Source organism: Bradyrhizobium sp. STM 3561, assembly GCF_045571455.1.
Lineage (GTDB): Bacteria > Pseudomonadota > Alphaproteobacteria > Rhizobiales > Xanthobacteraceae > Bradyrhizobium > Bradyrhizobium vignae.
Genome location: NZ_CP120696.1, coordinates 222,196 through 246,008, shown reverse-complemented (window position 1 = coordinate 246,008; position 23,813 = coordinate 222,196). Strand labels below are relative to the sequence as shown.

Below are 23,813 nucleotides of genomic sequence, written 5' to 3'. Positions count from 1 at the left end.
GTTCCGTCGGTGGCTAGGCGCTCGGCCGTTTGCGCACAGTACGTTGCTCTATATGCTTAGCGACGTTCGGAATATGAACGATGCGGTCGACATAGATTCCCGGCGTGTGGATTGAATCGGGATCGAGTTCTCCCGGCTGAAGGAGGTGCTCGACCTGGACGATGGTCACGCTACCGGCCGTCGCCATCATCGGATTGAAGTTGCGAGCTGTCTTGCGGTAGACGAGGTTTCCTTCAGTGTCCGCCTTCCACGCATGGATGAGCGAAACATCGGCGCGGAGCCCCAGCTCCATCAGATACTTCTCGCCGCCGAACTCGCGGACTTCCTTGCCGTCGGCAATGACAGTACCCACTCCGGTCTTGGTGTAGAACGCCGGAATTCCGGCCCCTCCCGCGCGAATTCGCTCCGCAAGTGTCCCTTGCGGATTGAATTCGAGCTCCAGCTCACCCGAAAGATACTGTTGGGCGAAACGCTTGTTCTCGCCCACGTAAGAGGAAATCATCTTTCTGATCTGTCTTGTCTCTAGCAGGATGCCGAGCCCCACGCCGTCCACGCCAGCATTGTTGGAAATGACCGTGAGGTTCTTCGCTCCGGTTTCCTTCACTGCCTCGATGAGTGCCCCCGGGACCCCGCAGAGCCCGAAGCCGCCTGCCATCAGCGTTGCGCCTTCCTTGATCAACCCCTCAACGGCGTCGCGTGCATTCTTGAATACTTTTCCCATCGAGCACCAATCCGCATATTCCGATAAGACGTTCCGAACGACGATTGTTCAGTCCGCCAGACTCCACGTTCCCGAGCTCACCTTGAGCATTCGAAAGGCGGTCGAATCGAGCCCCAGATGATCTTTCGAGGACATGTTCACGACACCACCAGTGCCGACATAGTTCTTGGTTTTCTCTATTTCGTCTCTGACCTTTGCATGATCCGTGGATTGCGCGCGCTCCACCGCCTTCGTCCAAATCTGGAGGGCGTCGTACACGTGTCCTCCGAACGTGGAGACGTCCTCTTTGTAACGCGCTTTATACCGTGCCGCGTAATCCGTCACGACCGCCTTCTGAGGATCACTTTCGGGCAGTTGGTCGGCGACGACCACGGCCGCAGCGGGAAAGCGCACGCCTTCGGAGGCCGCGCCGGAGAGCTGGATGTATTCCCGCGATGCGATTCCGTGAGATTCGTAATGAGGAAGCGTGATGCCAAGCTGAGCGACGTTCTTGGTGACGATCGAGGCACCCTCTCCAAAGCCGAATACGAACAAAGCCTGTGCGTTAGATCCTCGTATCTTCGTTAGTTGCGTCGTGACGTCAGTGTCCTTGGGTCCGTATGTTTCGTCGGTCACGATCTCGATTCCGGATTGCGGCGCCAGAGCAAGCGCCGCCTTTCTGCCGGATTGACCGAAGCCGCTTGTATCGGACAGCAGCGCAACGCTGGACAGGTGTCGCTTCTTGATATCCTCGAATACTTTGGCGACCGCCATTCTGTCGGTATGCGCCGTCTTGAAGACCCATTTTTTCACGGGCTCGACGATCGAAATTCCCCCGGCAAGCGAGATGTATGGAATTTGCGCCTTCTCGACCAACGGTATGATCGCCATGGACGCGCCGGTCGTGGTTCCTGCGATGAGGACATCGACCTTATCATCGTCGATTAGCCGTTTTGCAAACGTGTTGGCTTTCGCAGCCTCGCTTCCGTCATCGTAGGCAACCAGCTCGAGCGGACGCCCCAGCAGCCCGCCCGCGCTGTTGAGCCGCTCGACCTCCATACGGAACGTCTTGAGTTGGGGCTCGCCCAAGAATGATGCCGCGCCCGTCGTGGACACGATGGCGCCGACCTTGATTGGATCTGCAGCCATGGCGATGACCGTCGAGACGATAAGTATCAGTCCCGTCCAACCGATCTTTCTTACGATGTTCATCCCGAACTCCCTATTCTCTTCGAGGAGTGCTCTGTTGAGGCGCTATGAAATCACACGGCGTTGCCGATAGTCGTTCGGCATTCTCCGAAGCCGATCCGGACGCGTCCTTTTGCCTCGCACCACGCCCTAAGGATCACGGTGTCGCCGTCCTCGAGGAACACCCGCGCCTCGCCGGAAGGCAGCGACACCGGCGAACGGCCCCCCTCACTGAGCTCCAACAGGCATCCTCTCGACTGGGGCGACGGCCCGGATATCGTTCCCGTGCCAATAAGATCGCCGGGCGCCAGGTTGCAGCCGTTCGAGGTTTGATGCGCGACGACCTGTGCTATGGTCCAGTACGCATCCGCGTAGTTCGACAATGAGAGCCGAACTGGCGACAATCCCCGGGCGCGCATGGTCGCGCTAAGAAGGTCGATCGAAACCTTGATATCGATCGCGCCCCGTTTCGCGTCGGTGGACGATGTCAGATGCGGTAGCGGAGCCGGATCTCCGTCCGGCCTGCGATGAGGCCTGCGGTACGGCTCGAGGGCATCGAAGCTGACTATCCAAGGCGAGATCGACGTCGCGAAGCTCTTCGCCAGGAATGGTCCAAGCGGTTGGTACTCCCAAGACTGGATGTCTCTGGCGGACCAATCGTTCAGCAAGCAAACGCCGAAAAGATGGTCTTCAATACGGTCGATCGAGATCGGCGCGCCGAGCGCGCTGCCTGCCCCGACAAACACTCCGAGCTCGGCTTCGTAGTCGAGCCGTCGGCAATCGGAGTAGACGGGTTCGGCGGAACCCGGCGGGAGAATCTGGCCCTTCGGGCGAACGATCGATTGCTCTGATAGAAGGATCGAAGATGTTCTCCCCTGATACCCGACAGGAAGCCAGCGATAATTCGGCAAGATCGGGTTTTCGGGCCTAAACAGCTTTCCTACATTCGTGGCGTGATGAATGGAGCAGTAGAAGTCCGAAAAATCGCCAATTCGGGCCGGCATCTTGAATTCGACTTCACGAAGTCCCACCAGGGCTTCCGCAACGCTCTTTTTCTCGGGGAAATCGTGCCGCAGCATCCGAGAAAGATCTTTGCGCAAGGCTCGCTGCGCCGGACGTCCAGCCGCCATGAACTCGTTCAAGCGGGACGACGAGGCGAGCTTCAACGCGGCCCGTCCCGGTTCACTCAGATGAGGCGAAAGGCAGGACGCGGACAGATCGACTAGCGAGTCGCCTATGGCGATACCCGCTCGAAACTGCTCGCCAGATCCGGCCCTGCGGAAGACTGCGATCGGGAGATTTTGAATGGGGAAGTCACCATTCTCATCGTTTGCGGCGTCGACCCAGCTCCGCAGCGCGGGATCATGCGTCTGATCGAGATCGTTGGCCGATTCTGTCATCATCAATCCACGCCTGTCTTTGAGCCGGTTTGGCTCGATGAACCGCGGGCACGCTCGATGGCCTCGCGAAGTACGCCCCTGTCGCCGATATGGTTTGCCAGGATGAGCACCAGCTTGCAGTTCATCAGCTCGGCCTCCTCTTCATCCATGTCCCGCTGCGAGTCGATGAGCTCCTGATAGAACCCGTCCGGATCAGCGATATTTGGCGTCGTCAGCAAATCCATTTCATCTCCCGGAACTTCCGATGGCGCGAGCCAGCGCCCTCTTGATCTTGTCGGCGTCGAATTGCCGCCAGCGCGCCGCGACATACTGGTCCGGTCGGATCAGATAGGTGGTGCCAGGGCGAGCATCGTAACGCGCCGAGAGAATGCCGCCTTGATCGTCGATATCGCGTCCGACAACGAGAACGCGCGCTTTAGCCGTCCCTTGAGCGATGAACTTCAACCCGGGAGAAAATCCGAACGTCAGCACCATGAAGCCATCCCCGAGCTCGTTCAGCAGCCATGCGTTTTCGCCGTTCCGACGGATCGGCGCATCGTCGCAATTCGTGCCGGGAGCCAGCTTGCTATCGAAGATATCTTCGTCTGGTGTATTCAGCGAGGAGTTCAGATAGGGAGTCGGACGCGACAGGCGCCCAGAGTTAAGCAATGGGCGAGCGAACTCGTTTTCCGCCGCGAGCTCCAGTACCGCGTCTCTATATCGCCGGCTGGTCACGCTCTTCGGCGTGATGAAGTCCGTCGAACGCGTGGAATTGAGGAGATTGTCGTCTGCGGCGACACCTCGCTCCTCGTTGTAAGAATCTATTAGGCTGATCGGCGCATCCCCGTCGATGATCAACTTCAATTTCCAACCGAGATTGTCGATATCCTGTACGCCGGTGTTGGCGCCCCTACCCCCGAACGGGGAAACCTGGTGCGCGCAATCGCCTGCGAAAAGCACCCGACCGTACCGGAAATCGTCGATGCGGCGGCACGCGAACTGATAGATGGATACCCACTCGAGCTCGAAATCGTGCTCGTCGCCTAGCATGGCGCGAATGCGCGGGACGACCCGTTCCGGCTTTCTCTCCTCATCGGGATCGGCATCGCGTCCGAGCTGAAAATCGATGCGCCAGACGTCGCTTGCCTGCCTGTGCAGCAGCGCCGATTGATTTCGGTGGAAGGGCGGATCGAACCAGAACCACCGCTCGGGCGGAAATTCCGCTTTCATTACGACATCAGCGATGAGAAAACGATCCTGAAAGGCCTGCCCGGAAAATGTCGCGCCAACCATCGCGCGAACGTCACTATTAGCGCCGTCGCAAGCCAAGACCCACTCGGCGGTCGTCGTAAATACGCCGTCGGGCGTCTCCACCGAGAGAATTACGTGATCATGCGCCTGCCTCAGGCCGACGACCTTGTGCTTCCACCGCAGATCGACCAAAGGCTTTCGGCTGATCTCCTCGATCAATGACTCCTCCAGATAGTACTGCTGGAGGTTGATCATCGCAGGCATCTTGTGATCAGTCTCAGGCAACAAATCGAACTGATAGCGAAGCTCATTCCGGAAAAAGACCTTGCCGACCTTCCAACTCACGCCCTTTTCGATCAGACGATCTGCGCAACCTAGACGGTCCCACACTTCCAGCGATCGCTTCGCATAGGCCAGCGCACGCGACCCGATGGACACGGTATCGTTGTCATCGAGCACGACTGCAGGAATACCGCGCGCAGCGAGTTCCAACGCCGCGGTCAAGCCGACAGGGCCCGCTCCGACGACCACTACCGTATGTCGAGCTGGAACACCCCGCTGCTGTTCCGGCGACGGTCGGTACTCGAATTTCGGGAACTTGTAGGTTTTGAGCATCACGGGCCCTACCCCGAACACTCGCATTCGTGCCGGATGGACCCGAAATCGGAAACCGCAATCAAGCTCGACGTTGCTAAAGCCTGCTCGTGGTTTTGGAGGCTCGGCGTTACGTCGCTCATCCGCTTCATCCCTTTAGGGCGACATCGCGAAACGCCGCGATGTTTTCGCGACGCATTCGCGCCTCCACCACTTTATAACCGATGTTATGAGTTTCATAACGCCTGTTAGTACCTGAGTCAACTCGGAGCCGCCGCCCTTGCGGCGCTGCTTCCTAGCCAACGTTTGCCGGCTCCCTTTGGAGGAGTGGGAAGGCGCAGCTGCCGCCCAGCGGGAATGATGCGGTACCAAAAAACGTGTCTAGAAGGTTCCTATAGATCTGGACGGTCTTACTGGCGTGCCTGCGGCGATCCCCAACATGATGCACGGTTTGATCGGCATGGCGCCCTTATCCTTCTAACAATCGCTATGTCCCGGATCGCGGTCAACGAGCGCCGAACTGGTGAGCCCTTGTAGTCACGATCGGGAATTAATAACATCCGTTAGAAATCTCGGTTAGATGAGGACCTGCCGTAAATGAGCGACGCCGCTTCCGCACGCAACAGCGATTCCGAAGACGACGAACTGGTAAGATTGAAGGACTTCCTACCCTACCGGCTTGTCGTTCTGGCCGATCAAATTTCCAGATCACTCTCCGAACTGTACGAGGAGCGTTTTGGGCTGAGCCGGCAGGAATGGCGTATTCTGGCCGCGCTGGCCGATAACGGGCCCATCTCTTCGTCGGACGTATCAGAGTACACTACGCTGGACGCTATGTCGGTGAGCCGCGCCTCGTCCTTGCTCGAAGAGAAAGGCTATATAGTCCGGGAGCAGTCGCCGACTGATGGCAGACTGAAGATCTTCCGCTCAACCCGGACCGGCCGCGCCCTTTACCGAAAGATCATGCCGCTGGCGATCGATCGCGAAAGATACCTTACCCAGCCGCTGTCTTGCACCGAAAAGTTAGCCTTCGAGGCAATGGTGGACAAGTTGCTCGCGCGTGCTCGAACGCTCGCTACTGCCGCCGAGCGGAGCGAACGGTCTCGCGTGCAAAAGCCGAAACAGCGCAAAGGCTAGATGATGGTCATTCGAGCCAACCACTCGACGATTATCCAGCCGGCAATGATGCCAGAAAGAATTTCCACGTCAGTTCTCGCTACGTCTCCAACGGGCACTGAATAGACAACAACATGAGACAACAATAGAAGGAAACAAGCATGGACCTGGGTATTCGCGGCCGGAAGGCCATTGTCGCGGGAGCTAGCGCCGGCCTCGGCAAGAGCAGCGCACTCGCGCTCGCACGCGAGGGAGTTGACGTGATCATTTCGGCACGCAACGAGGAAAGGCTGATTGCTGCTGCGACAGAAATCCAAGGCAAAGCGAATACCCCCGTGAAATGGGTGGTGGCCGATCATAGCACCGCGGAAGGGCGGGCTCGGCTGCTCGCCGCTTCTCCGGAACCCGACATTCTGGTGATCACCTGCTCGCCGCCACGATTCACGCCCGATTATCGAGAAATCAGCGTGGAGGACTGGCAGCAGGCTCTCGCGACTGGGATGATTGGGCCGATCGAGTTGATGAAGGGTGCCATCGAAGGCATGCGATCGCGCAAATGGGGACGGATCGTAAATATCCTGACCCTCGCGGCCCGAGCACCCATCGACTTCCGGCTCCTGTCCGGTCCTCCGCGATCTGCGCTGGCCAACTACACCGTGGCCATGGCCAAGCCACTGGCCAAAGACAATGTCATCCTGAACAACATCCTGCCAGGAATGCACCACACCGGCGGGATTCGGGACCGCTTCAAGTCGGACAAGCCAGGTAAGACGGATTCGTATGAGACGGAAGTGCAGAAGATCATCGACAGGCTGCAGATTCCTGCCGGCAGATTTGGCGAGGCCGACGATGTCGGTGCATTCTGTGCACTGTTCTGCAGCGAGTTCGCCAACTACACGATCGGTCAGAGCCTGATTATCGACGGCGGCGTGCATAACTCCATCTTTTGACCGAAACTCGGCCCCTGAAGATCGATAGCAAAGAAGCCATTTTACGCATCTCTCAATTTCGGCGGCTCGCTTTCACATCGAGAGCTTTTTCGAGGCAATCCAAAGCTTCGAGAACGACCCTCGCCTTCTCCGAGCCGATCGTGCTGCGCATCTTCTGCTCAAAGTTCGCCATGTCGGGAACTATAGCATCGTAAGCCCTTCGACCCGCGGGAGTAAGAACCAGCAGTTCGAACCTGCGGTCTTCCACGGTTTCAAGCCGGGTCAACCATCGACGTATCTCCAGATCCCGGACCGCCCGGCTAACCTTCGCCTTATGCATTGCGGAATGCCTACCGATCTCGGTTGCCGTTAACCGCTCGAACTGCCCCAAAGTTGCAAGGACGCGCCATTGCGGAATCGTCAGGCCGAATTTCTTCGAATAGACCCCCTTGAGCCGCTCAGAGACGGCCGTCCCCAGCCTATTCAGCCGATAGGGTATGAACTCCTCCAGAACGAGCTTTTTCATGCTTGATAGTTGCAAAATTGACGGTCACGTTTGCAACTAAATAGGAGAGATCGCATGAACATTCAAACGTCATCTAGCAAGTTCAGCAAAGCCACCGAGAGCGATTCCGCGCCGCGGTACATGACCGGTTTCCGCAATACGTTCGAGAGCGAGGCGCTGCCGGACGTGCTTCCGGTAGGGCAGAACTCCCCCCAGAAGGTCAACTACGGACTCTATGCCGAGCAGCTTTCGGGTTCGCCCTTCACGGCTCCGCAAGCCACCAATCAGCGTTCCTGGCTGTACCGGATCAGGCCGTCGGTGAGGCATACCGGCCGTTTCACCAGGATCGATCGGCGGCTCATCAGGACTGCCCCTCAGGCCCGCGATGAAAGCGAACTGCCGATCGGACAGTTGCGCTGGAAACCCATGCCGATCCCCTCGGAAGAACTGACGTTCGTCAGCGGACTTCGCACAATGACGACCGCCGGAGATTCCGATACGCAAGTCGGCATGGCAGCCCACGTCGCCTTCGTCACGGCCTCAATGAAGAATGAGTACTTCTTCAACGCTGACGGCGAGTTGCTTGTCGTGGCGCAGGAAGGAAAGCTCCGCTTCCGCACCGAATTCGGAACCATCGACATTGAACCAGGCGAGATCTGCGTCATTCTTCGCGGAATGATTTTTGCTGTCGAACTGCTAAACGGACCGGCGCGCGCCTTCGTTTGCGAGAACTACGGCTCGACGTTCACATTGCCGGATCGCGGTCCGATCGGGGCGAACTGCCTCGCCAATCCTCGCGACTTCAAGACGCCAGTCGCTGCGTATGAAGACAAGGAAGAGCCTTCCACGCTCATCGTCAAATGGGGTGGCGAACTCTATACCACGCAGATCGATCAATCGCCGCTCGATGTTGTGGCATGGCACGGTAATTATGCGCCCTACAAGTATGACCTGCGGCACTTCTCTCCGGTCGGAGCGGTCCTCTTCGATCATCCAGACCCCTCGATTTTTACAGTGTTGACAGCGCCGTCGGAAACTCCCGGCACGGCGAACGTCGATCTGGTGATTTTTCCCGAGCGTTGGATGGTCGCGGAGAAGACTTTCCGCCCGCCGTGGTACCACCGCAACCTCATGTCTGAATTCATGGGGTTGATCTACGGAGTCTACGACGCCAAGCCTGACGGCTTTCCACCGGGCGCCATCTCCCTGCACAACCAGATGCTGCCTCACGGGCCGGACAGCAAGGCCTTCGAGCACGGCAGCAACGCCGAACTTACCCCGATGAAGCTTTCCAGTACGCTCTCGTTCATGTTCGAGACGCGCTTCCCACAGCGCCTGACCCGCTACGCGGCCACGTCCAAAGAACTGGACGAGACTTACGCCGACTGCTGGCGCGATCTGAGCAAGCGGTTCGATGCAAACCGCAAGCATCCTTGGTAGAATTTCTATTCAAGAAGTTGCGGGGGTTTTAGCAACGCGCCGCAGAATCGCTCGCTATTCGGTTCTGCGGCAAAAAAAACGACATCAGCAGGAAACGCTTAAAGGGAGACTTACCCCATGCATATGACCGGACCCGCCCAGGCGGGACACGGCTATCTCGTCCCTAAGCGGCAAGCTTGGATCGCTTTTGCATTGGCGTTTTTGCTGATGACCTTCGACTTCATCGATCGGCAAATCATCGTTTCGATGTTTCCTTATTTGAAGGCGGATTGGGGACTGTCCGACACCCAGCTGGGTGCGCTGACGTCAGTGGTTTCAGTTACGATCGCGGTCTTCACCTTTCCGCTATCGCTCCTCATTGATCGCTGGAGCCGCGTTAAGAGCGTCGTCGCCATGGGGATAGTCTGGAGTTTGGCGACGATCGCTTGCGGGTTCGCGACCACTTATCAGCAGCTCCTGATCGCGCGTGGTTTCATCGGCCTCGGCGAAGCCGGTTACGGGCCCGCCGCGGGCGCTATCCTTTCGAGCATGTTTCCGACACGTATGCGCGCCACCATCATTGGGGGATTTCTGGCGGCTGCCTCCTTTGGCGCGGTCCTCGGTGTAGTACTCGGCGGCGTGATCGCCGCTCGGTGGGGCTGGCAGTCGGCATTCGGGATCGTCGGCGTGCCTGGACTCGTGGTCGCAGTGCTCTTTATGTACGTGCGCGACTACCGCGCGCCCGAGTTGAAAGTTGGAGCATCCCAGGAAGCCGGGATAGTCTGGGCGATCGCGGCCGGATTATTTTGCGCGCGCTCCGGTTTAGCCGCCTGCTTCGCCGGGGCTCTGCAGGTCATTACAGCATCCACCGTCATTGCGTGGCTGCCGAGCTATTTCAACCGCATCTACGGCCAGCCTGCCGATCGCAGCGGTGTCTGGGCCGCAGCTATCATCATCTGTGCGACCGCTGGTGCGGTGGTTTGGGCGAACGTGGCGGACCGGTTCGCTGACCGCGATGTGCGCTTCCGGATGCTGACCCCAGCCGCCTGCAGCGTTGTCACCTTGATCGTCTTCGCGACCGCCTTCGGCGCACTCAACCCGGGCCCACTGCAAATCGCAATGCTTGTGCTCGGCGCCTTTGTGATGACCGGGACGACCGGCCCCGTGCCAGCTGTGGTCATAGATGTCGTGCACCCCGCCTTGCGGTCGACTGCCGGGTCCGTGGTTGCGGTGATTCAAAACCTGTTCGGCCTCGGTCTCGGCCTTCTGCTCAGCGGCGCCCTGTCCGACGCGTTCGGACTACAGGCGGCCATGGCGATCATGCCCGTTTCCTCCGGCCTCGCCGCGCTGCTGCTCGTGCTGGGGTCGCGCTTCTACCCGGCCGATCGAGCAGCCGTCACCAATTTGCAAGTGCGCGCCGAGGATCTCGACGTGGTCCCCCAACCGGCCGGAGCCTGAACACATCGCGGTCGCCAATTCAATCCTCATAGCCCCGGAAGAAAACTAGCGGGTCCCTGCGCATTCGGATCGCAGGGATCCCGACAGTTATCAAGGTAGAGACTCGTGGCCATGATTCTCTTCGGGTGACAATGCCATTTATCCTGATGCGGGCGGCTCGTTAGTAATGATCCCGGTAGGAGCAAACACTTGTTCTTCGGATTTCGGAGTGTGTAATGCAGCTGGAACGACGCAACTTCACGTTGGGCTTGCTCGCAGTTGGGACCCTCTCTGCGAAGGTCGCTTTTGCCCAATCCTCCTATCCCGCCCGGCCGGTACGCCTGATCGTGCCGTATCCGCCCGGCGGGGGAACCGATTTCTTCGCGCGCGTCGTGGGCTCATCGATGGCGCAATCGCTTGGTCAAACGATTGTAGTGGAGAATCGCCCGGGCGCCGGCTCCATCATCGGCGCCGAAGTGGTGTCTCACGCAGAGCCTGACGGCTATACTTTGCTTCTCGGCGATGTCGCCACCTATGCCATCAATCCGAGTCTATACAAGAAGCTATCCTATGATCCGCAAAGGGATTTTGCTCCGATAAGTTTGACGGGCCGCTTCGCTGTAGTGCTGCTGGTCAACACGAACAAGCTCAATGTACACTCGGTGGCCGAACTGGTCGAAGCTGCCAAGAAGTCTCCGGGCTCGATAGACTACGCCAGCGGCGGTATCGGTACCCCCTTTCATCTGGCGTCCGAGCTCTTTGCGCGGGCCGCGGAGATCGAACTCCATCACGTGCCTTATCGCGGGGCGGCGCCCGCGCTGCAGGATCTCGTGGCGGGACAGATCGGCTTGATGTTCGTAGACTTCGCCAGCGCGCGATCGCAACTGACCACGCCGGGAATCAAGGCGCTGGCGGTTGCCTCCTTAGAGGAGCTTGCAGGACTTCCCCACGTGCCCACGATGGCGGCGAGCGGATATCCCGATTTCGAGGTGTGGGCTTGGCAGGGCTTTGTGGCCCCGGCACGAACTCCCCCTGAAATCGTTGAAAGGCTGCGAACGAGCTATTTAGCCGCAATTCAGCAAGTGGAAGTCAAGCACAAGCTTGAGGAGGCTGGTATCGACGTCAGGCAAAGCACACCGGACGAGTTCGCCAGCTACATGCGAGACGAGAGAGAGCGATGGGGAGCTTTGATCAAGAAGGCCAACATACACGCGGACTGAAAGTGTCCGCGACAACTAGAGCCTATCCGCGGCAATCTAGCTATTCGGCTCACCGCAAGGCCGCATTTTCTCTTTTCCCCCAATGCAAGCGTAATAAATCTTGTCGTTTGTCGAGCAGGGCTATCGCTTTAGGCGTCCTGCGGATACGTCTGGGTTAACAGCACTGCAAGGAGCAAACCAACAAGGCAAATCCATCAACGTTGGCGCGCCATCCGACTGCAATGTAACATTGTCGCAAGTGTAAATAGCTCGCTCGGTAGACAGTTTTCGTAGGGTTTTGATTATGGTCGATGTGAGTACGAGCCCTCCTTTTCGCAGAAATGGTCGAGTGTAACCTTGGGACTAAACTGAAGTCTGTACATGCCGTGCACGCTCTACAGCAGCGCTTATCTGGGCGAGATCTGGCGCGGCAGCATTCAGGCGGTGGCGAAGCCGCAATGGGAAGCGGCAGAGTGCCTCGGCCTGACGCGCTGGCAGCGCATGAGGGCCGTCATCCTGCCACAAGCTCTGCGCATCGCCATTCCTCCAACAGTCGGTTTCTTGGTCCAGATCGTCAAGAACACGTCGATCGCCTCACTTGTGGTCGGATACGCCGAGCTCTCCTACAACGCAAAGATCATCAACAACGCAACATTTGAGCCGTTTCTCTACTTCGGCATCGCTGCCCTGATGTACTTTGCGATCTGCTATCCGCTGTCGGTTCAAAGCAGAGCCCTCGAAAGGAAACTCAATGTCGCCAATCGTTGAACTAAAGGACGTGCGCAAGAGCTTTGGCGAGCTGGAAGTCCTTAAGGGTGTCACCTTTGAGGTAAACAGGGGCGAGGTCGCCGCCATCATCGGCCAGAGCGGATCGGGCAAGAGCACGGCGCTCCGTTGCATGGATCGCCTGGAGACCATCCAAGGCGGTTCGATGCTGATCTGCGGCCACGAGCTCCATGATGACAACATCGACTTAAAGTCGCTGAGACGCGACGTCGGAATCGTGTTTCAAAGCTACAACCTCTTCCCACACCTGACCGTGGCTGAAAACATCATGCTAGCCCCCCGCATGGTAAAAGGCATGAAGCAGCGGCAGGCCCGCGAAATTGCTGATACCGTGATCGCCAAGGTGGGGCTGCGGGAGAAAATGGATTGCTATCCGGAGCAGCTTTCCGGTGGGCAACAGCAGCGCGTAGCAATTGCCCGCAGCCTCGCTATGGAGCCCAAGTTGATGCTGTTCGATGAAGTGACCTCAGCGCTCGACCCGCAGCTTACGGGCGAAGTCCTGCGTGTCATGGAGCAGCTCGCAGCCGACGGCATGACCATGATCCTGGTGACTCATGAAATGGCCTTTGCCCGCAAGGTGGCGGACCGCGTCCTTTATATGCGCGATGGCAAGGTGCACGAAATGGGATCGTCGGACATCCTGCGGACGCCGGCGACGCCGGAGCTGGCAGCGTTCGTCGCGGAATCAGCTGAGCATTAAGGCCGTGGCAGCGAAAGGGCGACCAAACTATCTGTCTCAAATGGTTTGAATTGCATCGTATGATCACCAGCCCGCTCTTGATAGCCGGTGCGGCTCGACTTGGCTTCTCGGCGTCCGCTGGCGGACGCGTGACCTTTCTCGAGCTGTGCAGCAGCAACGGTGGCGGCTTGCCGCGACGGGTCCTGCGCCCGTTCCCGGCTGGGGTAGGACCGGCTCAGTTATGGCGCTGGCCGAAGGGTGGTATCTATCCCCTCGTCCCCTATAGCAATCGCGTGAGGGACGGGGTTCTTCTTTTCCAGGGTAAGCGGTACGAGCTAGCGCCCCATCCCGACGCGCAGCCGCATACGTTGCATGGGCATGCGCACAGGATGCCTTGGGAGACGACCTCACTGACGTCATCGCAAGTGACGATGCGATACGCGTATAAGGGAGGCGCCGAATGGCCTTGGCCGTTCAGCGCAACTTTTAAGGTCGATCTTGAACAAACGCATGCCATATTTTGCCTGAGTCTTCGAAACGAGGCGCAGACGCCGATGCCGGGCGGGATTGGCCTGCATCCTTATTTCGAATACCAATTCGAGGACAACATAGAATTTGAAGCACCGATCGACTGGCCGGTGACGGCGGACTATCTGGCCTCGCTGCCGCAGGCCGACTCTGGTGGCCCAACGGCAGGTTCATTGCCGTCGGGTGAGGTGACGCTTTATCGCAGCGGCTGGCGCGGGATCTGCATTATTCGCCGCGCGAATGGAGACCGGATCGAGATGCGGGCGGATCCGGCATTTTCTCATTTTGTGCTGCATCGGCCGGCTGATGCGGCACATCTTTGCGCAGAGCCCGTCAGCCACGTCGCGGACGGATTCAACCTGCTCGCTCGGGGGTGTGCTGACACCGGGACCGTGGTTCTCGGACCTGGGGACGAGCTGAAGGGATCTGTGGTGATTTCCCTTTGTTGATTGCTGCGGTTGTTTATAGTTGCGCGACAGCGCCGGGCTTTCGGTACTCTCTTTGCGACCCTTGAGCAGAGTCAAAGGCTTATCGATCCACGGCTCTTCCAGAACACGGCGAGGCTCGCTCGGAATCTCAAGGCTCGGAGAAGCGCTATTTCATTTGACGGTCGATCAGAATGCCGTTCGGCCCAATGCATCAGATGCATCGGCGTTGTGATGCTCTTCGTGCTTTCACCCGGCGAGCGTAACGACCAACAACTCGGTCCGACGCGTCAAATCGACGAGCTCAGACATAAGCGCAATAGGGAAGATCGGACCGGCTACTAACTTCGAAATAGGCGATCTCGCAATCGGACGGTGCCAGCCGTTTGGCAGCCGCCGCGCCGGGCCGCCCCATTCCGACTAGGCCTACTTTTTGGTCGTTCACTCGAGTGACAAGCGACATGTAGCCCTTTGGGAAAGCTGAAGCCTGAAAAGCGCCAAAAGTCACTTTCAGGCTTCGTATATCTTCCGGCTCGCTTATGACACGGTATCAGGAATTCACTTGCGGAATTTCGCTTGGGTCGGCGACTGCGGTGCGTCGGGTACTCAAGCCGGAGGGTCAAGCTAGCAAACGTTGAATGGCTAGCCGACATTTTGCAAGCGCCCAATGTATCATACTGGACCGGCCTAAATCATATCTAAAGCCGGCTCTCGAATCGCCGAAGTGGTTGTTCCCTCGAGTCGGACCCGTGGCGCGTTGAGCGACGCCGTGCACGGCTAGACTAGGGGGCCGCACTTCGAAATGCGTTGCTCGGCCTCATAAACGCGCAGCATTCCGTTGTTGAGCAGCAATATGGCCTTTCGTCCGAACGTATGGTCGGCGGACCCCAGTAATATCGGCTTGCTGCACGAGACATGGTGTGCTGGACAGCTCGGCGTTCCACATCTGGGCAAAGGAACGAACAACGCGAGCTACAGCGTGTCAATCGGCCTGCAAATGTTGCAAGCTGAATGATGCAACCTTGATGTGCGGTTCTCTCATGAAAAGACGCGCTGCGGGTCTGCGTCGCACCTTCTCGCGCCGTTTGCACGACTTTCCACGAAAGGCTCCCTTTCCAAGTTATGCTACGAGGCGTACCGAAACTGTCAATTGGCGGGTTGCTGCGATAGAACGCTGCGATCAATTCATTCTCGACCATCCTATCCGGAACAATGTCCGCTGCTCGTTTCGGCCTGTATGTGAGCCAACAGCACTGTGCGCTTTGACCTAATTCACGGCACGGCTGCGAGTGGTCCAAAACGGCTTGCGCAACTCGGCCTTCAAAATCTTGCCAGCTCCAGACAGCGGCAGCGGGCGGAGCCTGACTTCGACGCTACGAGGACATTTGAAATTCGCGAGACGGTCTTTGCAAAACGTCAATATGTTCTCCGCAGAAAGGCTTGCACCAGCTCGCGGTACGACACAAGCGTGGACCGCCTCGCCCCAAGTATCATCTGGAATGCCTATGACGGCGACCTCGGCGACGTCGGGCATAAGTGAGATCACATTCTCGACTTCGGCGGAATAGACATTCTCCCCTCCCGTAACGATCATATCCTTCAGACGATCGACGATGTAGAGGAAGCCATCTGCATCCATCCGCCCGGCGTCACCTGAATGCATCCAGCCTTCGCGAAGTGCCGCTGCGGTCGCATCAGGCTGCTGCCAATAGCCCTTCATCACCGTTGGTCCACGGACGACGATTTCTCCGATGCTGCCCCGGGGCACTTCGTTGCCCTGTTCGTCAATGACCGCAACGTCAACGGTTGCAACCGCTTGTCCGCAAGAGCGCAATAGACCTGATTGCAGATGATCAGAAGTCGTAAACTTCGCATCCATCAATGTTGCGATCGGTGAAAGTTCAGTCATGCCCCAGGCTTGCTGAAATCGAACATGCGGCAGCTGCTGCAATACCTCCTGGAGGAGACCATCCGACATGGGAGCGGCTCCGAAGCAAACGCGCCTTAAGCTGCTCAGATCGAATTGATCGAAGCGCTCGTGACGGACGATCATGTTGATCATGGTCGGGACCAGGGTAACGTTGGTGACCCGCTCAGCCTGCACGGATTGAAGGAAACTTATCGGCTCAAACCTCGGCATGAAAACGTGCTGGCCGCCGAGCATGGTCACGCCGTATGTCGAACAACTGTCAGACAGGTGGAACATGGGAGCTGCGTGCAGATACACTGACCCGCCATCGAAACCCATGCCGATTGTCATGTTCATGGCATTGGTAACAAGGTTGGCGTGAGACAGCATCACGCCCTTGGGACGGCCGGTGGTTCCGCCTGTGTAGTAGATGCCGGCAAGATCCTCCCCTCCCCGCAACGCGTCCTGTGCGGGCCCGACTGCGGAGAGCACCGCGTCATAGGCAAGGACATTGCCCTGGCCTGGCGTGCTATCGAAATCCAGGATTGTTTGCATCCCTTTCGCCGCAGGAAGAGCGTCGATGATGTCTCGAAAATGACGATCCACTATAAGAGTCCGCGCTCCGCAATCAATGAGGAGGTATTCGATCTCTGGCGCCGTGAGCCTGGTATTGATGGGCACCACAACGCCGCCCGCCCAGGGAATGGCAAACAACGCCTCAAAATACCGGTGATTGTTGAGTGAGACGATTGCGACGCGGTCCCCTGCCTCCAGGCCTCTTGCCTGTAGAAATGCTGCCAAGCGGCAGACCCGGTCGGCTGTTTCGGCCCAGGTGCGCCGGCAGCGACCATCGACTGTGGCCGGATGATGGGGTTGAATCTGGAGAGCTCTTCGGAGCATCTGGGTCAGATACATGACAAAGTCTCAATGAGGGTCGCCGCGCTAATCGAATGGTTTGTTATAAGTTCTAGATGCGATGATCAGACCGGAAGCCCAGCCAAGGGACTGAAGCTGCCTACGGGGCCAGTTGCGCTGCTCTCAGATCTGTACGTCGATTGTCTTTCTTGTAGGGAGATGGAGCGACGGTGGCGCGAATGTGCTTTTGCCGCTTGCCAGGATTACCCCAGACAACCTCGACCTTGGTGCCGACCTCGCTTTTGTCGAGATCGATCACACAATGAGACATCATCTGCCGGAATGTAAAGCTGAAGCTACGTGATGTTGCGACTCCGACTTCTCGTCCACCCGCGAGCACCGAATGGGCGTCCATGCAGAAGCGCTGCTGACGTGGCATGTCCATGAAATCGTATGGCTCTTCATCAGCTCGGAAGAGGGAATTCTGGACATCTTCACAATCTTCGGCGTCCCAGATCAGCGTCATGATCTTGCGGTGTGGATCTGCAGTCTCACGCTCCAGGGCTTCTCGACCGTAGAAGTCATGATCGAACCTGATATTTCTGGTCCAGCCAAGCTCCACCGGACTGCGATAATAAGCCGACACATGGTCGGCCTGAAAGCTCCCCTTTGCTTTCAGGCAACCATCCAGCGTCCAGCGTCTGAAGTTCAAAGCGCCGTGCCGCTCGCGGGCCGCAAGGTCATCGTAGAACGCGCTCTCGCTCGGTTCGCAAACCGCAGGCAGATAATCATGGGTCACCGTCGGGAAGCACGCTTCCAGGTGATTGATCATAGCGGTGCGGGATCCGAGGCGGCGGATGCCCGCAGGCTGCCCGGCTTCCAGGATTGCTCGACGAACGCTGTTTGCATGAGGTAGCGGGCCCTGGAGTTCAAAACCGATCTCGCCGGCCATTCCTTGCCGCAGAAAGAGCGTGGCATGGCCTGCAATGGCAAACGAGTGCTGGTGCATGAAGCGAACATCGCGCAGGCGCGGCCCGACGAGCTTCTCGAGCACTTCGACCGAGGCGGGACCTTGGACCTGAAATTTGAACTTGCTGACGCGGTAGTCCCATTCGGCGTTGTAACCACCCTTCCGGAGCTGATATTCCAGCCAGGCCGTAACCGGACCCAGCGCCTGAAACTCGAACTCGTCGGCTCCAAGGCGCATCAAGATGCCCTCTCCGATAATCTTGCCGTCGTGGTTGCAGCAGATGATGTGCTTGGCCTGACCGATCTCGAACTTCGCAAAGCTGTTCACCGCAAATTCGGAGAACAGTCTCAGAGCATCGGGGCCTGAGACGTGCAGTTCATCTAGAAACGACCATTCCCCAAGATAGCAGCCCCTCTTCCAGGACTCACTCTCGTCGATCCAATCCGTGTATTCGAGCTTGCCCCACCCTGCAACCGACGGAATTCCAGTTCGCAGCTGTTCAATGGTAATGCTCATTCATTCGTCTCCCACGAGCGTCGGCGCTATTGCATCAGACGGAACTTGCCGCCTTCGACCTTGATCAGGAAGGCGGAGCGCTCGTCGTAGCCGTTGTGATCGGCCTTGCTCATGTTGGACAATCCATTGTTGAGATACACGTTCTGCCCGCGTTCGAGCTCGTCCCGAAGCGCTGCCCGAAACTCCGCTGTGCCCGGTTTAGCCCCCTTCAGTGCGTTCGGCGCGGCTTTGCCGATCAGCGCGATGACATCCCACAGATGCGCCGCAAAAAGGTTCGGCTTTTGCCCGTTGGCTGTCTCGTAAGCCGCCGTCAACTCCTCCGTCGCCCGACGGAAAGGGTCACCAGATGGAAGATCGGCGGCGATGGTAAAGGCTTCGCCGGCAAATACCGCGCCCTCGACGTTCGCGCCGCCGAGCTTAATGAATTCTTCCGTCGCCACACCGTGAGTTTGGAAGATCTTTCCGCCATAGTCGTGCTCACGAAGGGCCTGTTGTGGCAAGACGGCGGGGGTACCTGCGGAGGCAATGAACACCGCATCAGGATTGGTCGACATCACCTTGAGCACTTGTCCCGTGACGCTTGTGTCGGCTCGCGCATAGACTTCGTGCGTCGTCACCGTGAGGCCCAGGGTCGGAGCAAGGCGGCTTACCTCCTTGTAGTATCCCTCTCCATATCCATCAGAGACGCCGACATAACCGAGCGTCTTCACGCCGGATTTGGCGATATGCTTGAGAATTGCGGCCGCCATCAGATCATCATTGGGAACGACCTTGAACGCCCAGGCGCGCTTCTCGTCCATAGGCTGAACGATGGCTGTGGCAGCAGCAAGCGAGAGCAATGGCGTCTTCGACTCGAGCGCAATGTCGAGCATCGGCATCGTTACCGGCGTCAGCGAGGATCCAACAAGCACGTCAACGCCGTCCTGGATCACCAGGCGGCGGGCGTTCTGGACTCCCTTAGTAGGGTCGGACTCGTCATCCAAGGTGATGTAGGTAACTTTCTCGCCGCCGATTTGCTTGGGCAGCGCAGCGACAGTCTTGAGCTGTGGTTGCCCGAGCGCGGATCCCGGGCCGGTGGCTGAGATGACGATGCCGACCTTGATCTCCGCGCGCGCTTGCTGCACTGCAAGAACAGAAACGGCCAGCAGACAAGCGCCGATGAATGCTTTTCTCATTGCACGTCCTCCCAATGCTTCCCGCCTCGCCCATTGGCACGTCATGGCCATGAGCGGAACCGACTGCTATTTCTTCCCTGCCCGACGGGCCCCGAAGCGTTACAGCTTCTGAGCAGTCAGATATTGATTGCATTAGTCTTTTTCGAGTCTATCGATTAGTCGATAGAAAAACACAGGTCGCCTATGGCTGTCAAACCTCTTGGTACGGAATCGAAGACGACGCGACGATGGGCCCACATGTATCAGAAGGTGCTCGACGCCTCGGCGACGGCGTTTGCCGAAAGAGGCTATGAAGGGTCCAGCATCCGGGACATTGCCGACCTTCTGCAAGTGAGGAGCGCGAGTCTTTACTATTATGTGCCGTCCAAGGAGGCCGCGCTTTTCGCCGTATGCGAGGCGGGAGTAACGAACTTCATCGCTGCTCTCGGCAAGGCGGTTGCCGAGAGCACCAGCGCTGCGGAAAAAGTCAGGGCTGCGATACAGGTTCAACTCTCGCCGCTTCGCGAGAGGCCGTATGGGGACTATATCCGCGTGTTCTTGCGCCACCGCCACGAACTTCCCGATGATGAGCGGCGGCGGATTGTCGCGTTGTCGCGCGAATATCAGAAGCTCGTGCAGGACATCTTCACCGCTGGGGTGACAAGCGGCGAGTTCCGCCCGACATTGAACGCGGAATATGCGGCCTTCGCGCTGCTCGGCCTTTGCAACTCGGTGATCAGCGCGCATGTCTGGCCACGTTCGGCTGACATAGATCAGGTCATTGATGAATACGCCGCTATACTTCTTACAGGTGTCGCTGCCAGACCACCGGAATAGACCTCACCGAAGCATTGTCCGGCGACCGATTGAGCGGAGAGAAGTAGGTCGAGCTTCATCAACTTACGCTCCGGAGCGGCTCATCGGTGCTTTCGATTCCTTGGCCAAACGAGTGCAAAAGCAGATCCATGTCCGCCGCAAATCGCTTTGGCTCGGCAGGATCGCGACGGACCTGTCGGGCTTACGAGAAGGCACTATTGAACTCCGCCAGAGAGCGTCTCATCTCATCATCGGGAATGCGCGCCCCTCGAACTCCCTCCGCCCTTCGTCCTCGTCCAGGCTGATTGCAATGGATCGCCATTGCTGTCATTGGGCCTGCGGATGAGCGAGCAACTCGTTCATCTTGCATTTATCGCGATCCCTAGCGGGATGGATTCGTTGCCGGCGAGCTCGTCGATAGAGCAGGTGGTGCCCTCACTAAGGCTCAAGCTCAGCCGGGGGAGAATGCGGCCTACAAGTCAGATCACCTCGCCCGTCGCGACGAACGAGAAAGCCGTTCTCGAGGTTTGCGCATGTACCTCATGCTGGCGAAGAACCGCTTGTTGGGCGGATCATCTGGACGACGAAGAGACAGGTGACGCGCGCGGCCCCAAGCCGATGATGACCAAGCGGCGCTACCAGTCTCAAGCAGGCGACCAGCCAGGCAAAAAGAGCTGGCGCCGTGACGTGAAGAACAGTTCGAGTGACCCAGCTATGGCACCCAACGGGTCCTTCAGCGAGGTTTGTGCCGAGCCAAACAGCTTTGGTACGCCATGTGGGGAATGATCAGCCCGACACTGATGGAAAGAAGTAGCGTTGCGATCGCCTTGCGCCGTTTAATCGGTTCCAAGTTTTCCGGATCAAGTAAAGCGACAGGATTTTGGACGTTGTTCAACGAGCAAGACGTCCCCCTTTTGCTTTATCTGCCGAGCAAGATCCTTCTCGCCTCGGTCGGAGTGGCCGGCCTCGATCCGCCGCGCGTTACAACCCGGACCGCCTCTTCGACAAGTTCTGCGTTGCTGGACGCAAGCTTCCCCTTGGCGATGTAGAGATTGTCCTCGAGGCCAACGCGGACGTGACCTCCGAGCTCACAGGCCGCGGCTGCGATTTTGAACTGATCGAGCGAGATGCCGAAGGCGCTCCAGAGCGCTCCAGGCGGCAGCAGACTGCGCATCAATTGAAGCACGTCGGCTTGGGCAGGGGCGCCCCAGGATATGCCGAGACAAAACTGGAAGAAGGCGGGAGCCTTCAGCACGCCGGTTTCCAAGAGATATTTGGCGAGCCGAATATGTCCAAGGTCGAAGACCTCTATCTCCGGCTTGACGCCCGCCTCGAAAATCGTTCGCCCCATGAATTCGAGGTCGTCTACGAGATTGACCATCGCAATCCGACCGAAGTTCAACGTCGCAACGTCTAGGCTACAGATTTCCGGCTTGAGCTTGAGGATATGGTCGAGCCGCTGCTGCGGTGTCATCGGTGGATTGACCCCGGGCGCCGGCTGAAGCAACAAACCACCGTCTGGCGTGTAGAGCGACCCCGGCCCGCTTGTCAGGTTGATGACGACATCCGTCGACGACGTCCTGATGCGGTCTACGACATCTGCATACAGGTCGAACTCAACCGACGGCGCGCCAGTGGCAGGATCGCGCACATGAATGTGGACGACAGCTGCGCCTGCCTTGGCCGCATCGATCGCTTGATCGGCGATCTGCTTCGGTGTGACGGGCACCGCTGAACTCTTGCCGACCGTGTCACCGGCACCGGTCAATGCGCAGGTAATGATCGTCGGATGGGACATGCGATGCGCTCCCTCGGCTATTCGCGTGCGCCATCGATCAGCACGAAGGCAACCCTGCTGACCTGATCGGAGCGGTTCGACCATGCATGGTTGGTCCCGCGTTGAATCAAAACGTCGCCTGCGCGCATGAGCGTCTCACCTTCATCGAGCATCGCCCAGATCTCTCCTTCCAGAACGATCGCATAGTCGAGCGTATGTGTTTTGTGGAAGAAGAAATGCCGCGCCTTGGTATCGAAGGCGTCAGGACTACCAATGCCCTGCCTGAACTCCTCGAGCTTCTCGCGAGAGTAGAGGCTATCGGGCGGAAATTCGGCAATACGAAGGATGTTGCCGCTTGGTGGCGGCTCGATCGCGAGCTGGCGATCAGCGGGAGCAGTTTCCGCCTCTTTCATGAGGTCGGCAGGTGTCTTGTCGCAAGCCCAAACGACCGTACCTGCAAGACCCGGGGTTCCAGGCACAACACGAACGTTTGGTGCCGCGCCATCCGAAATGATGACGGAACGGCCGTCCTCGCCGTGTCCGGTCACAATACGACGAACGGGCTTAGCCATGGGCAATTCTCTAGCTTCGAACGAGTTCAGGTATAGGAAGCGATCTTCGACCCGGAGCGGTCAGGTGACGGCAAGCCTCACCAGAATTTCTTGCGCTTCTCCGGCCACCACCGCTTCTCTTCCGGCGCGGTGATCTTGGAGCGGAGCGTTCCAATGCGAGAAACTTCGAGCTCCAGCACATCACCGGGCTCGAGCTTGCGGCCGATCTCCAGACCCGATCCATTGCCGACCGTGCCCGAGGCGAACAGATCGCCTGGCTGGACGTATTCGGAGATTGACATGTAGGCCAATGACTCGCCGGGTGACCAGATGGTCTCCTTGCTGTTGCCGCGAGAGCACTCCTTGCCGTTGATGCGAACCGCCATCTCCAGATCATCAAGACGGCCGATCTCGTCCATCGTCACGATCCAGGGCCCGATCCCGAAGGCAAAATCCTTACCCTTCCCGGGCCCCATTCCGATCTTCATCTCCAGCTTCTGAACGTCACGTGCGCTGTAGTCGTTGAAGATCGTGACGCCGAACAGAGCTTTTTGTGCCTCTTCGGGCGTCAGATTGTGGCAGATGCGACCGACGACATAGCCAAGTTCCAGCTCATAGTCGAAATAGTCAGTATAGAACGGCTTCGGGACTTCTGCATCGTGCCCCACCGCGGTGAATGGCGTCCCCTTGAAATAGCCGGGAATCTCGAGCAGCGCTTCGGTAGGTTCAACGCCAACACGCTCGTGGAATTGTTTGATGTGCGTGACGAAGGTGAGGCCATCACGAATGACGGGTGGATCGACGGCGCTAAGCCAGTTCACGTTCGAGATGGCTGTTGCTGCGTCGTCTGCGCGCGAGGTGACCGCTTCATGCGCGGTTTCCAGGAACACCTCACCCAGCGCAATGGCAGCGGACATGCTGGGAGGAAAGATCGCTGATGAGAGTCGCTGGGCAGCCTCGCGGGTTGCGCCCTTCGCTTGCCGGCGCAGCACCTCCGCGCTCGCCAGATCGACAACCCGGCTCTTCGAAGGCTCGGCCGCGACAAGTCGGCTGACCGGGCCGAACGGAGTGTCGACCGAAATGCGTCCGAGCTTCATGGTTGCTCCTCCCTTTTTGTTATACGGAACGCA

General features: G+C 58.3%; 21 protein-coding genes and 1 pseudogene. 9 read left to right on the top strand and 13 right to left on the bottom strand.

Going from position 1 to position 23,813, the window contains the following annotated elements; genetic code table 11:
- Positions 1–13: 13 nt before the first annotated feature.
- From P6U28_RS40575 to P6U28_RS40555, 5 genes are read right to left on the bottom strand one after another with little or no spacing between them, the layout of a single operon-like run.
- Positions 14–721 (bottom strand): CoA transferase subunit A, encoded by a 708-nt coding sequence (locus P6U28_RS40575; RefSeq protein ID WP_407123290.1) that lies wholly within the window; start codon positions 719–721, stop codon positions 14–16.
- Positions 722–769: 48 nt separating this feature from the next.
- Positions 770–1,912 (bottom strand): ABC transporter substrate-binding protein, encoded by a 1,143-nt coding sequence (locus P6U28_RS40570; protein WP_407123289.1) that lies wholly within the window; start codon positions 1,910–1,912, stop codon positions 770–772.
- Positions 1,913–1,962: 50 nt separating this feature from the next.
- Entirely contained in the window at positions 1,963–3,291 is a 1,329-nt protein-coding gene (fahA, locus tag P6U28_RS40565) for a fumarylacetoacetase (RefSeq protein ID WP_407123288.1), read from the bottom strand.
- Entirely contained in the window at positions 3,291–3,512 is a 222-nt protein-coding gene (locus P6U28_RS40560) for a DUF2783 domain-containing protein (protein ID WP_407123287.1), read from the bottom strand. Before P6U28_RS40560 ends, fahA begins: the two co-directional genes overlap by 1 nt.
- Before the next feature lies 1 nt (position 3,513).
- On the bottom strand, positions 3,514–5,133 hold the full coding sequence (locus tag P6U28_RS40555; RefSeq protein WP_407123514.1) for an FAD-dependent oxidoreductase: 1,620 nt from the start codon (positions 5,131–5,133) through the stop codon (positions 3,514–3,516).
- 576 nt (positions 5,134–5,709) lie between these two features.
- Here P6U28_RS40555 and P6U28_RS40550 point away from each other — a divergent pair.
- Positions 5,710–6,249, top strand: coding sequence for a MarR family winged helix-turn-helix transcriptional regulator (locus P6U28_RS40550; protein ID WP_407123286.1), 540 nt, complete (start codon positions 5,710–5,712; stop codon positions 6,247–6,249).
- Positions 6,250–6,389: 140 nt separating this feature from the next.
- Entirely contained in the window at positions 6,390–7,178 is a 789-nt protein-coding gene (locus P6U28_RS40545) for an SDR family oxidoreductase (RefSeq protein WP_407123285.1), read from the top strand.
- Positions 7,179–7,230: 52 nt separating this feature from the next.
- Here the strand turns inward: P6U28_RS40545 and P6U28_RS40540 are convergent, their stop codons facing one another.
- Positions 7,231–7,683 (bottom strand): MarR family winged helix-turn-helix transcriptional regulator, encoded by a 453-nt coding sequence (locus P6U28_RS40540; protein WP_407123284.1) that lies wholly within the window; start codon positions 7,681–7,683, stop codon positions 7,231–7,233.
- Between the two features lie 54 nt (positions 7,684–7,737).
- Between P6U28_RS40540 and hmgA the strand changes: the two genes are divergently transcribed.
- The 6 genes and pseudogenes from hmgA to P6U28_RS40510 all read left to right on the top strand — a co-directional run bounded on the left by hmgA (position 7,738) and on the right by P6U28_RS40510 (position 14,159).
- Complete coding sequence (hmgA, locus tag P6U28_RS40535; protein WP_407123283.1) at positions 7,738–9,102, top strand: homogentisate 1,2-dioxygenase; 1,365 nt, start codon at positions 7,738–7,740, stop codon at positions 9,100–9,102.
- Between the two features lie 117 nt (positions 9,103–9,219).
- Positions 9,220–10,539 (top strand): MFS transporter, encoded by a 1,320-nt coding sequence (locus tag P6U28_RS40530; protein ID WP_407123282.1) that lies wholly within the window; start codon positions 9,220–9,222, stop codon positions 10,537–10,539.
- 215 nt (positions 10,540–10,754) lie between these two features.
- Complete coding sequence (locus P6U28_RS40525; protein WP_407123281.1) at positions 10,755–11,738, top strand: Bug family tripartite tricarboxylate transporter substrate binding protein; 984 nt, start codon at positions 10,755–10,757, stop codon at positions 11,736–11,738.
- A 372-nt stretch (positions 11,739–12,110) separates the two neighbouring features.
- Positions 12,111–12,485: pseudogene (locus P6U28_RS40520) on the top strand (amino acid ABC transporter permease); the annotation flags it as partial.
- Positions 12,469–13,203: an amino acid ABC transporter ATP-binding protein gene (locus tag P6U28_RS40515; RefSeq protein WP_407123280.1), complete on the top strand. Its 735-nt coding sequence runs from the start codon at positions 12,469–12,471 to the stop codon at positions 13,201–13,203. The pseudogene P6U28_RS40520 and the gene P6U28_RS40515, both read left to right, overlap by 17 nt.
- A gap of 59 nt (positions 13,204–13,262) precedes the next feature.
- Positions 13,263–14,159 carry a hypothetical protein gene (locus P6U28_RS40510; protein WP_407123279.1) on the top strand — a complete coding sequence of 299 codons (897 nt, stop codon included), beginning with the start codon at positions 13,263–13,265 and terminating at the stop codon, positions 14,157–14,159.
- Positions 14,160–14,439: 280 nt separating this feature from the next.
- Here P6U28_RS40510 and P6U28_RS40505 read toward each other — a convergent pair whose 3' ends face one another.
- From P6U28_RS40505 to P6U28_RS40490, 4 genes are all read right to left on the bottom strand, one after another.
- A complete protein-coding gene (locus P6U28_RS40505; protein ID WP_407123278.1) occupies positions 14,440–14,598 on the bottom strand; it encodes an NAD(P)-dependent oxidoreductase in 159 nt (52 codons plus the stop codon).
- Between the two features lie 804 nt (positions 14,599–15,402).
- Positions 15,403–16,959: an acyl-CoA synthetase gene (locus tag P6U28_RS40500; protein ID WP_407123277.1), complete on the bottom strand. Its 1,557-nt coding sequence runs from the start codon at positions 16,957–16,959 to the stop codon at positions 15,403–15,405.
- Positions 16,960–17,059: 100 nt separating this feature from the next.
- Positions 17,060–18,385 carry an aminomethyl transferase family protein gene (locus P6U28_RS40495; protein WP_407123276.1) on the bottom strand — a complete coding sequence of 442 codons (1,326 nt, stop codon included), beginning with the start codon at positions 18,383–18,385 and terminating at the stop codon, positions 17,060–17,062.
- Positions 18,386–18,411: 26 nt separating this feature from the next.
- Positions 18,412–19,560 carry an ABC transporter substrate-binding protein gene (locus P6U28_RS40490; RefSeq protein ID WP_407123275.1) on the bottom strand — a complete coding sequence of 383 codons (1,149 nt, stop codon included), beginning with the start codon at positions 19,558–19,560 and terminating at the stop codon, positions 18,412–18,414.
- Positions 19,561–19,797: 237 nt separating this feature from the next.
- On the opposite strand from P6U28_RS40490, the gene P6U28_RS40485 reads away from it, so the two are divergent.
- On the top strand, positions 19,798–20,376 hold the full coding sequence (locus tag P6U28_RS40485) for a TetR/AcrR family transcriptional regulator (protein ID WP_407123274.1): 579 nt from the start codon (positions 19,798–19,800) through the stop codon (positions 20,374–20,376).
- Between the two features lie 898 nt (positions 20,377–21,274).
- Here the strand turns inward: P6U28_RS40485 and P6U28_RS40480 are convergent.
- The 3 genes from P6U28_RS40480 to P6U28_RS40470 all read right to left on the bottom strand — a co-directional run bounded on the left by P6U28_RS40480 (position 21,275) and on the right by P6U28_RS40470 (position 23,780).
- A complete protein-coding gene (locus tag P6U28_RS40480) occupies positions 21,275–22,153 on the bottom strand; it encodes a 3-keto-5-aminohexanoate cleavage protein (RefSeq protein ID WP_407123273.1) in 879 nt (292 codons plus the stop codon).
- A gap of 17 nt (positions 22,154–22,170) precedes the next feature.
- Positions 22,171–22,704, bottom strand: coding sequence for a cupin domain-containing protein (locus P6U28_RS40475; protein WP_407123272.1), 534 nt, complete (start codon positions 22,702–22,704; stop codon positions 22,171–22,173).
- Between the two features lie 77 nt (positions 22,705–22,781).
- On the bottom strand, positions 22,782–23,780 hold the full coding sequence (locus P6U28_RS40470) for a fumarylacetoacetate hydrolase family protein (protein ID WP_407123271.1): 999 nt from the start codon (positions 23,778–23,780) through the stop codon (positions 22,782–22,784).
- Between the last annotated feature and the right edge of the window lie 33 nt (positions 23,781–23,813).

What these genes read in the sequence shown, in the direction of transcription:
- P6U28_RS40560 (WP_407123287.1), bottom strand. Translation starts at nt 3,512, where the DNA reads ATGGATTTGCTGACGACGCCAAATATCGCTGATCCGGACGGGTTCTAT.
- P6U28_RS40485 (WP_407123274.1), top strand. Translation starts at nt 19,798, where the DNA reads ATGTATCAGAAGGTGCTCGACGCCTCGGCGACGGCGTTTGCCGAAAGA.
- P6U28_RS40475 (WP_407123272.1), bottom strand. Translation starts at nt 22,704, where the DNA reads ATGGCTAAGCCCGTTCGTCGTATTGTGACCGGACACGGCGAGGACGGC.
- P6U28_RS40505 (WP_407123278.1), bottom strand. Translation starts at nt 14,598, where the DNA reads ATGTCGCTTGTCACTCGAGTGAACGACCAAAAAGTAGGCCTAGTCGGA.
- P6U28_RS40555 (WP_407123514.1), bottom strand. Translation starts at nt 5,133, where the DNA reads ATGCTCAAAACCTACAAGTTCCCGAAATTCGAGTACCGACCGTCGCCG.
- P6U28_RS40480 (WP_407123273.1), bottom strand. Translation starts at nt 22,153, where the DNA reads ATGTCCCATCCGACGATCATTACCTGCGCATTGACCGGTGCCGGTGAC.
- P6U28_RS40510 (WP_407123279.1), top strand. Translation starts at nt 13,263, where the DNA reads ATGATCACCAGCCCGCTCTTGATAGCCGGTGCGGCTCGACTTGGCTTC.
- P6U28_RS40515 (WP_407123280.1), top strand. Translation starts at nt 12,469, where the DNA reads ATGTCGCCAATCGTTGAACTAAAGGACGTGCGCAAGAGCTTTGGCGAG.
- P6U28_RS40525 (WP_407123281.1), top strand. Translation starts at nt 10,755, where the DNA reads ATGCAGCTGGAACGACGCAACTTCACGTTGGGCTTGCTCGCAGTTGGG.
- fahA (WP_407123288.1), bottom strand. Translation starts at nt 3,291, where the DNA reads ATGATGACAGAATCGGCCAACGATCTCGATCAGACGCATGATCCCGCG.
- P6U28_RS40495 (WP_407123276.1), bottom strand. Translation starts at nt 18,385, where the DNA reads ATGAGCATTACCATTGAACAGCTGCGAACTGGAATTCCGTCGGTTGCA.
- P6U28_RS40570 (WP_407123289.1), bottom strand. Translation starts at nt 1,912, where the DNA reads ATGAACATCGTAAGAAAGATCGGTTGGACGGGACTGATACTTATCGTC.
- P6U28_RS40470 (WP_407123271.1), bottom strand. Translation starts at nt 23,780, where the DNA reads ATGAAGCTCGGACGCATTTCGGTCGACACTCCGTTCGGCCCGGTCAGC.
- P6U28_RS40530 (WP_407123282.1), top strand. Translation starts at nt 9,220, where the DNA reads ATGCATATGACCGGACCCGCCCAGGCGGGACACGGCTATCTCGTCCCT.
- P6U28_RS40490 (WP_407123275.1), bottom strand. Translation starts at nt 19,560, where the DNA reads ATGAGAAAAGCATTCATCGGCGCTTGTCTGCTGGCCGTTTCTGTTCTT.
- hmgA (WP_407123283.1), top strand. Translation starts at nt 7,738, where the DNA reads ATGAACATTCAAACGTCATCTAGCAAGTTCAGCAAAGCCACCGAGAGC.
- P6U28_RS40540 (WP_407123284.1), bottom strand. Translation starts at nt 7,683, where the DNA reads ATGAAAAAGCTCGTTCTGGAGGAGTTCATACCCTATCGGCTGAATAGG.
- P6U28_RS40500 (WP_407123277.1), bottom strand. Translation starts at nt 16,959, where the DNA reads ATGTATCTGACCCAGATGCTCCGAAGAGCTCTCCAGATTCAACCCCAT.
- P6U28_RS40575 (WP_407123290.1), bottom strand. Translation starts at nt 721, where the DNA reads ATGGGAAAAGTATTCAAGAATGCACGCGACGCCGTTGAGGGGTTGATC.
- P6U28_RS40550 (WP_407123286.1), top strand. Translation starts at nt 5,710, where the DNA reads ATGAGCGACGCCGCTTCCGCACGCAACAGCGATTCCGAAGACGACGAA.
- P6U28_RS40545 (WP_407123285.1), top strand. Translation starts at nt 6,390, where the DNA reads ATGGACCTGGGTATTCGCGGCCGGAAGGCCATTGTCGCGGGAGCTAGC.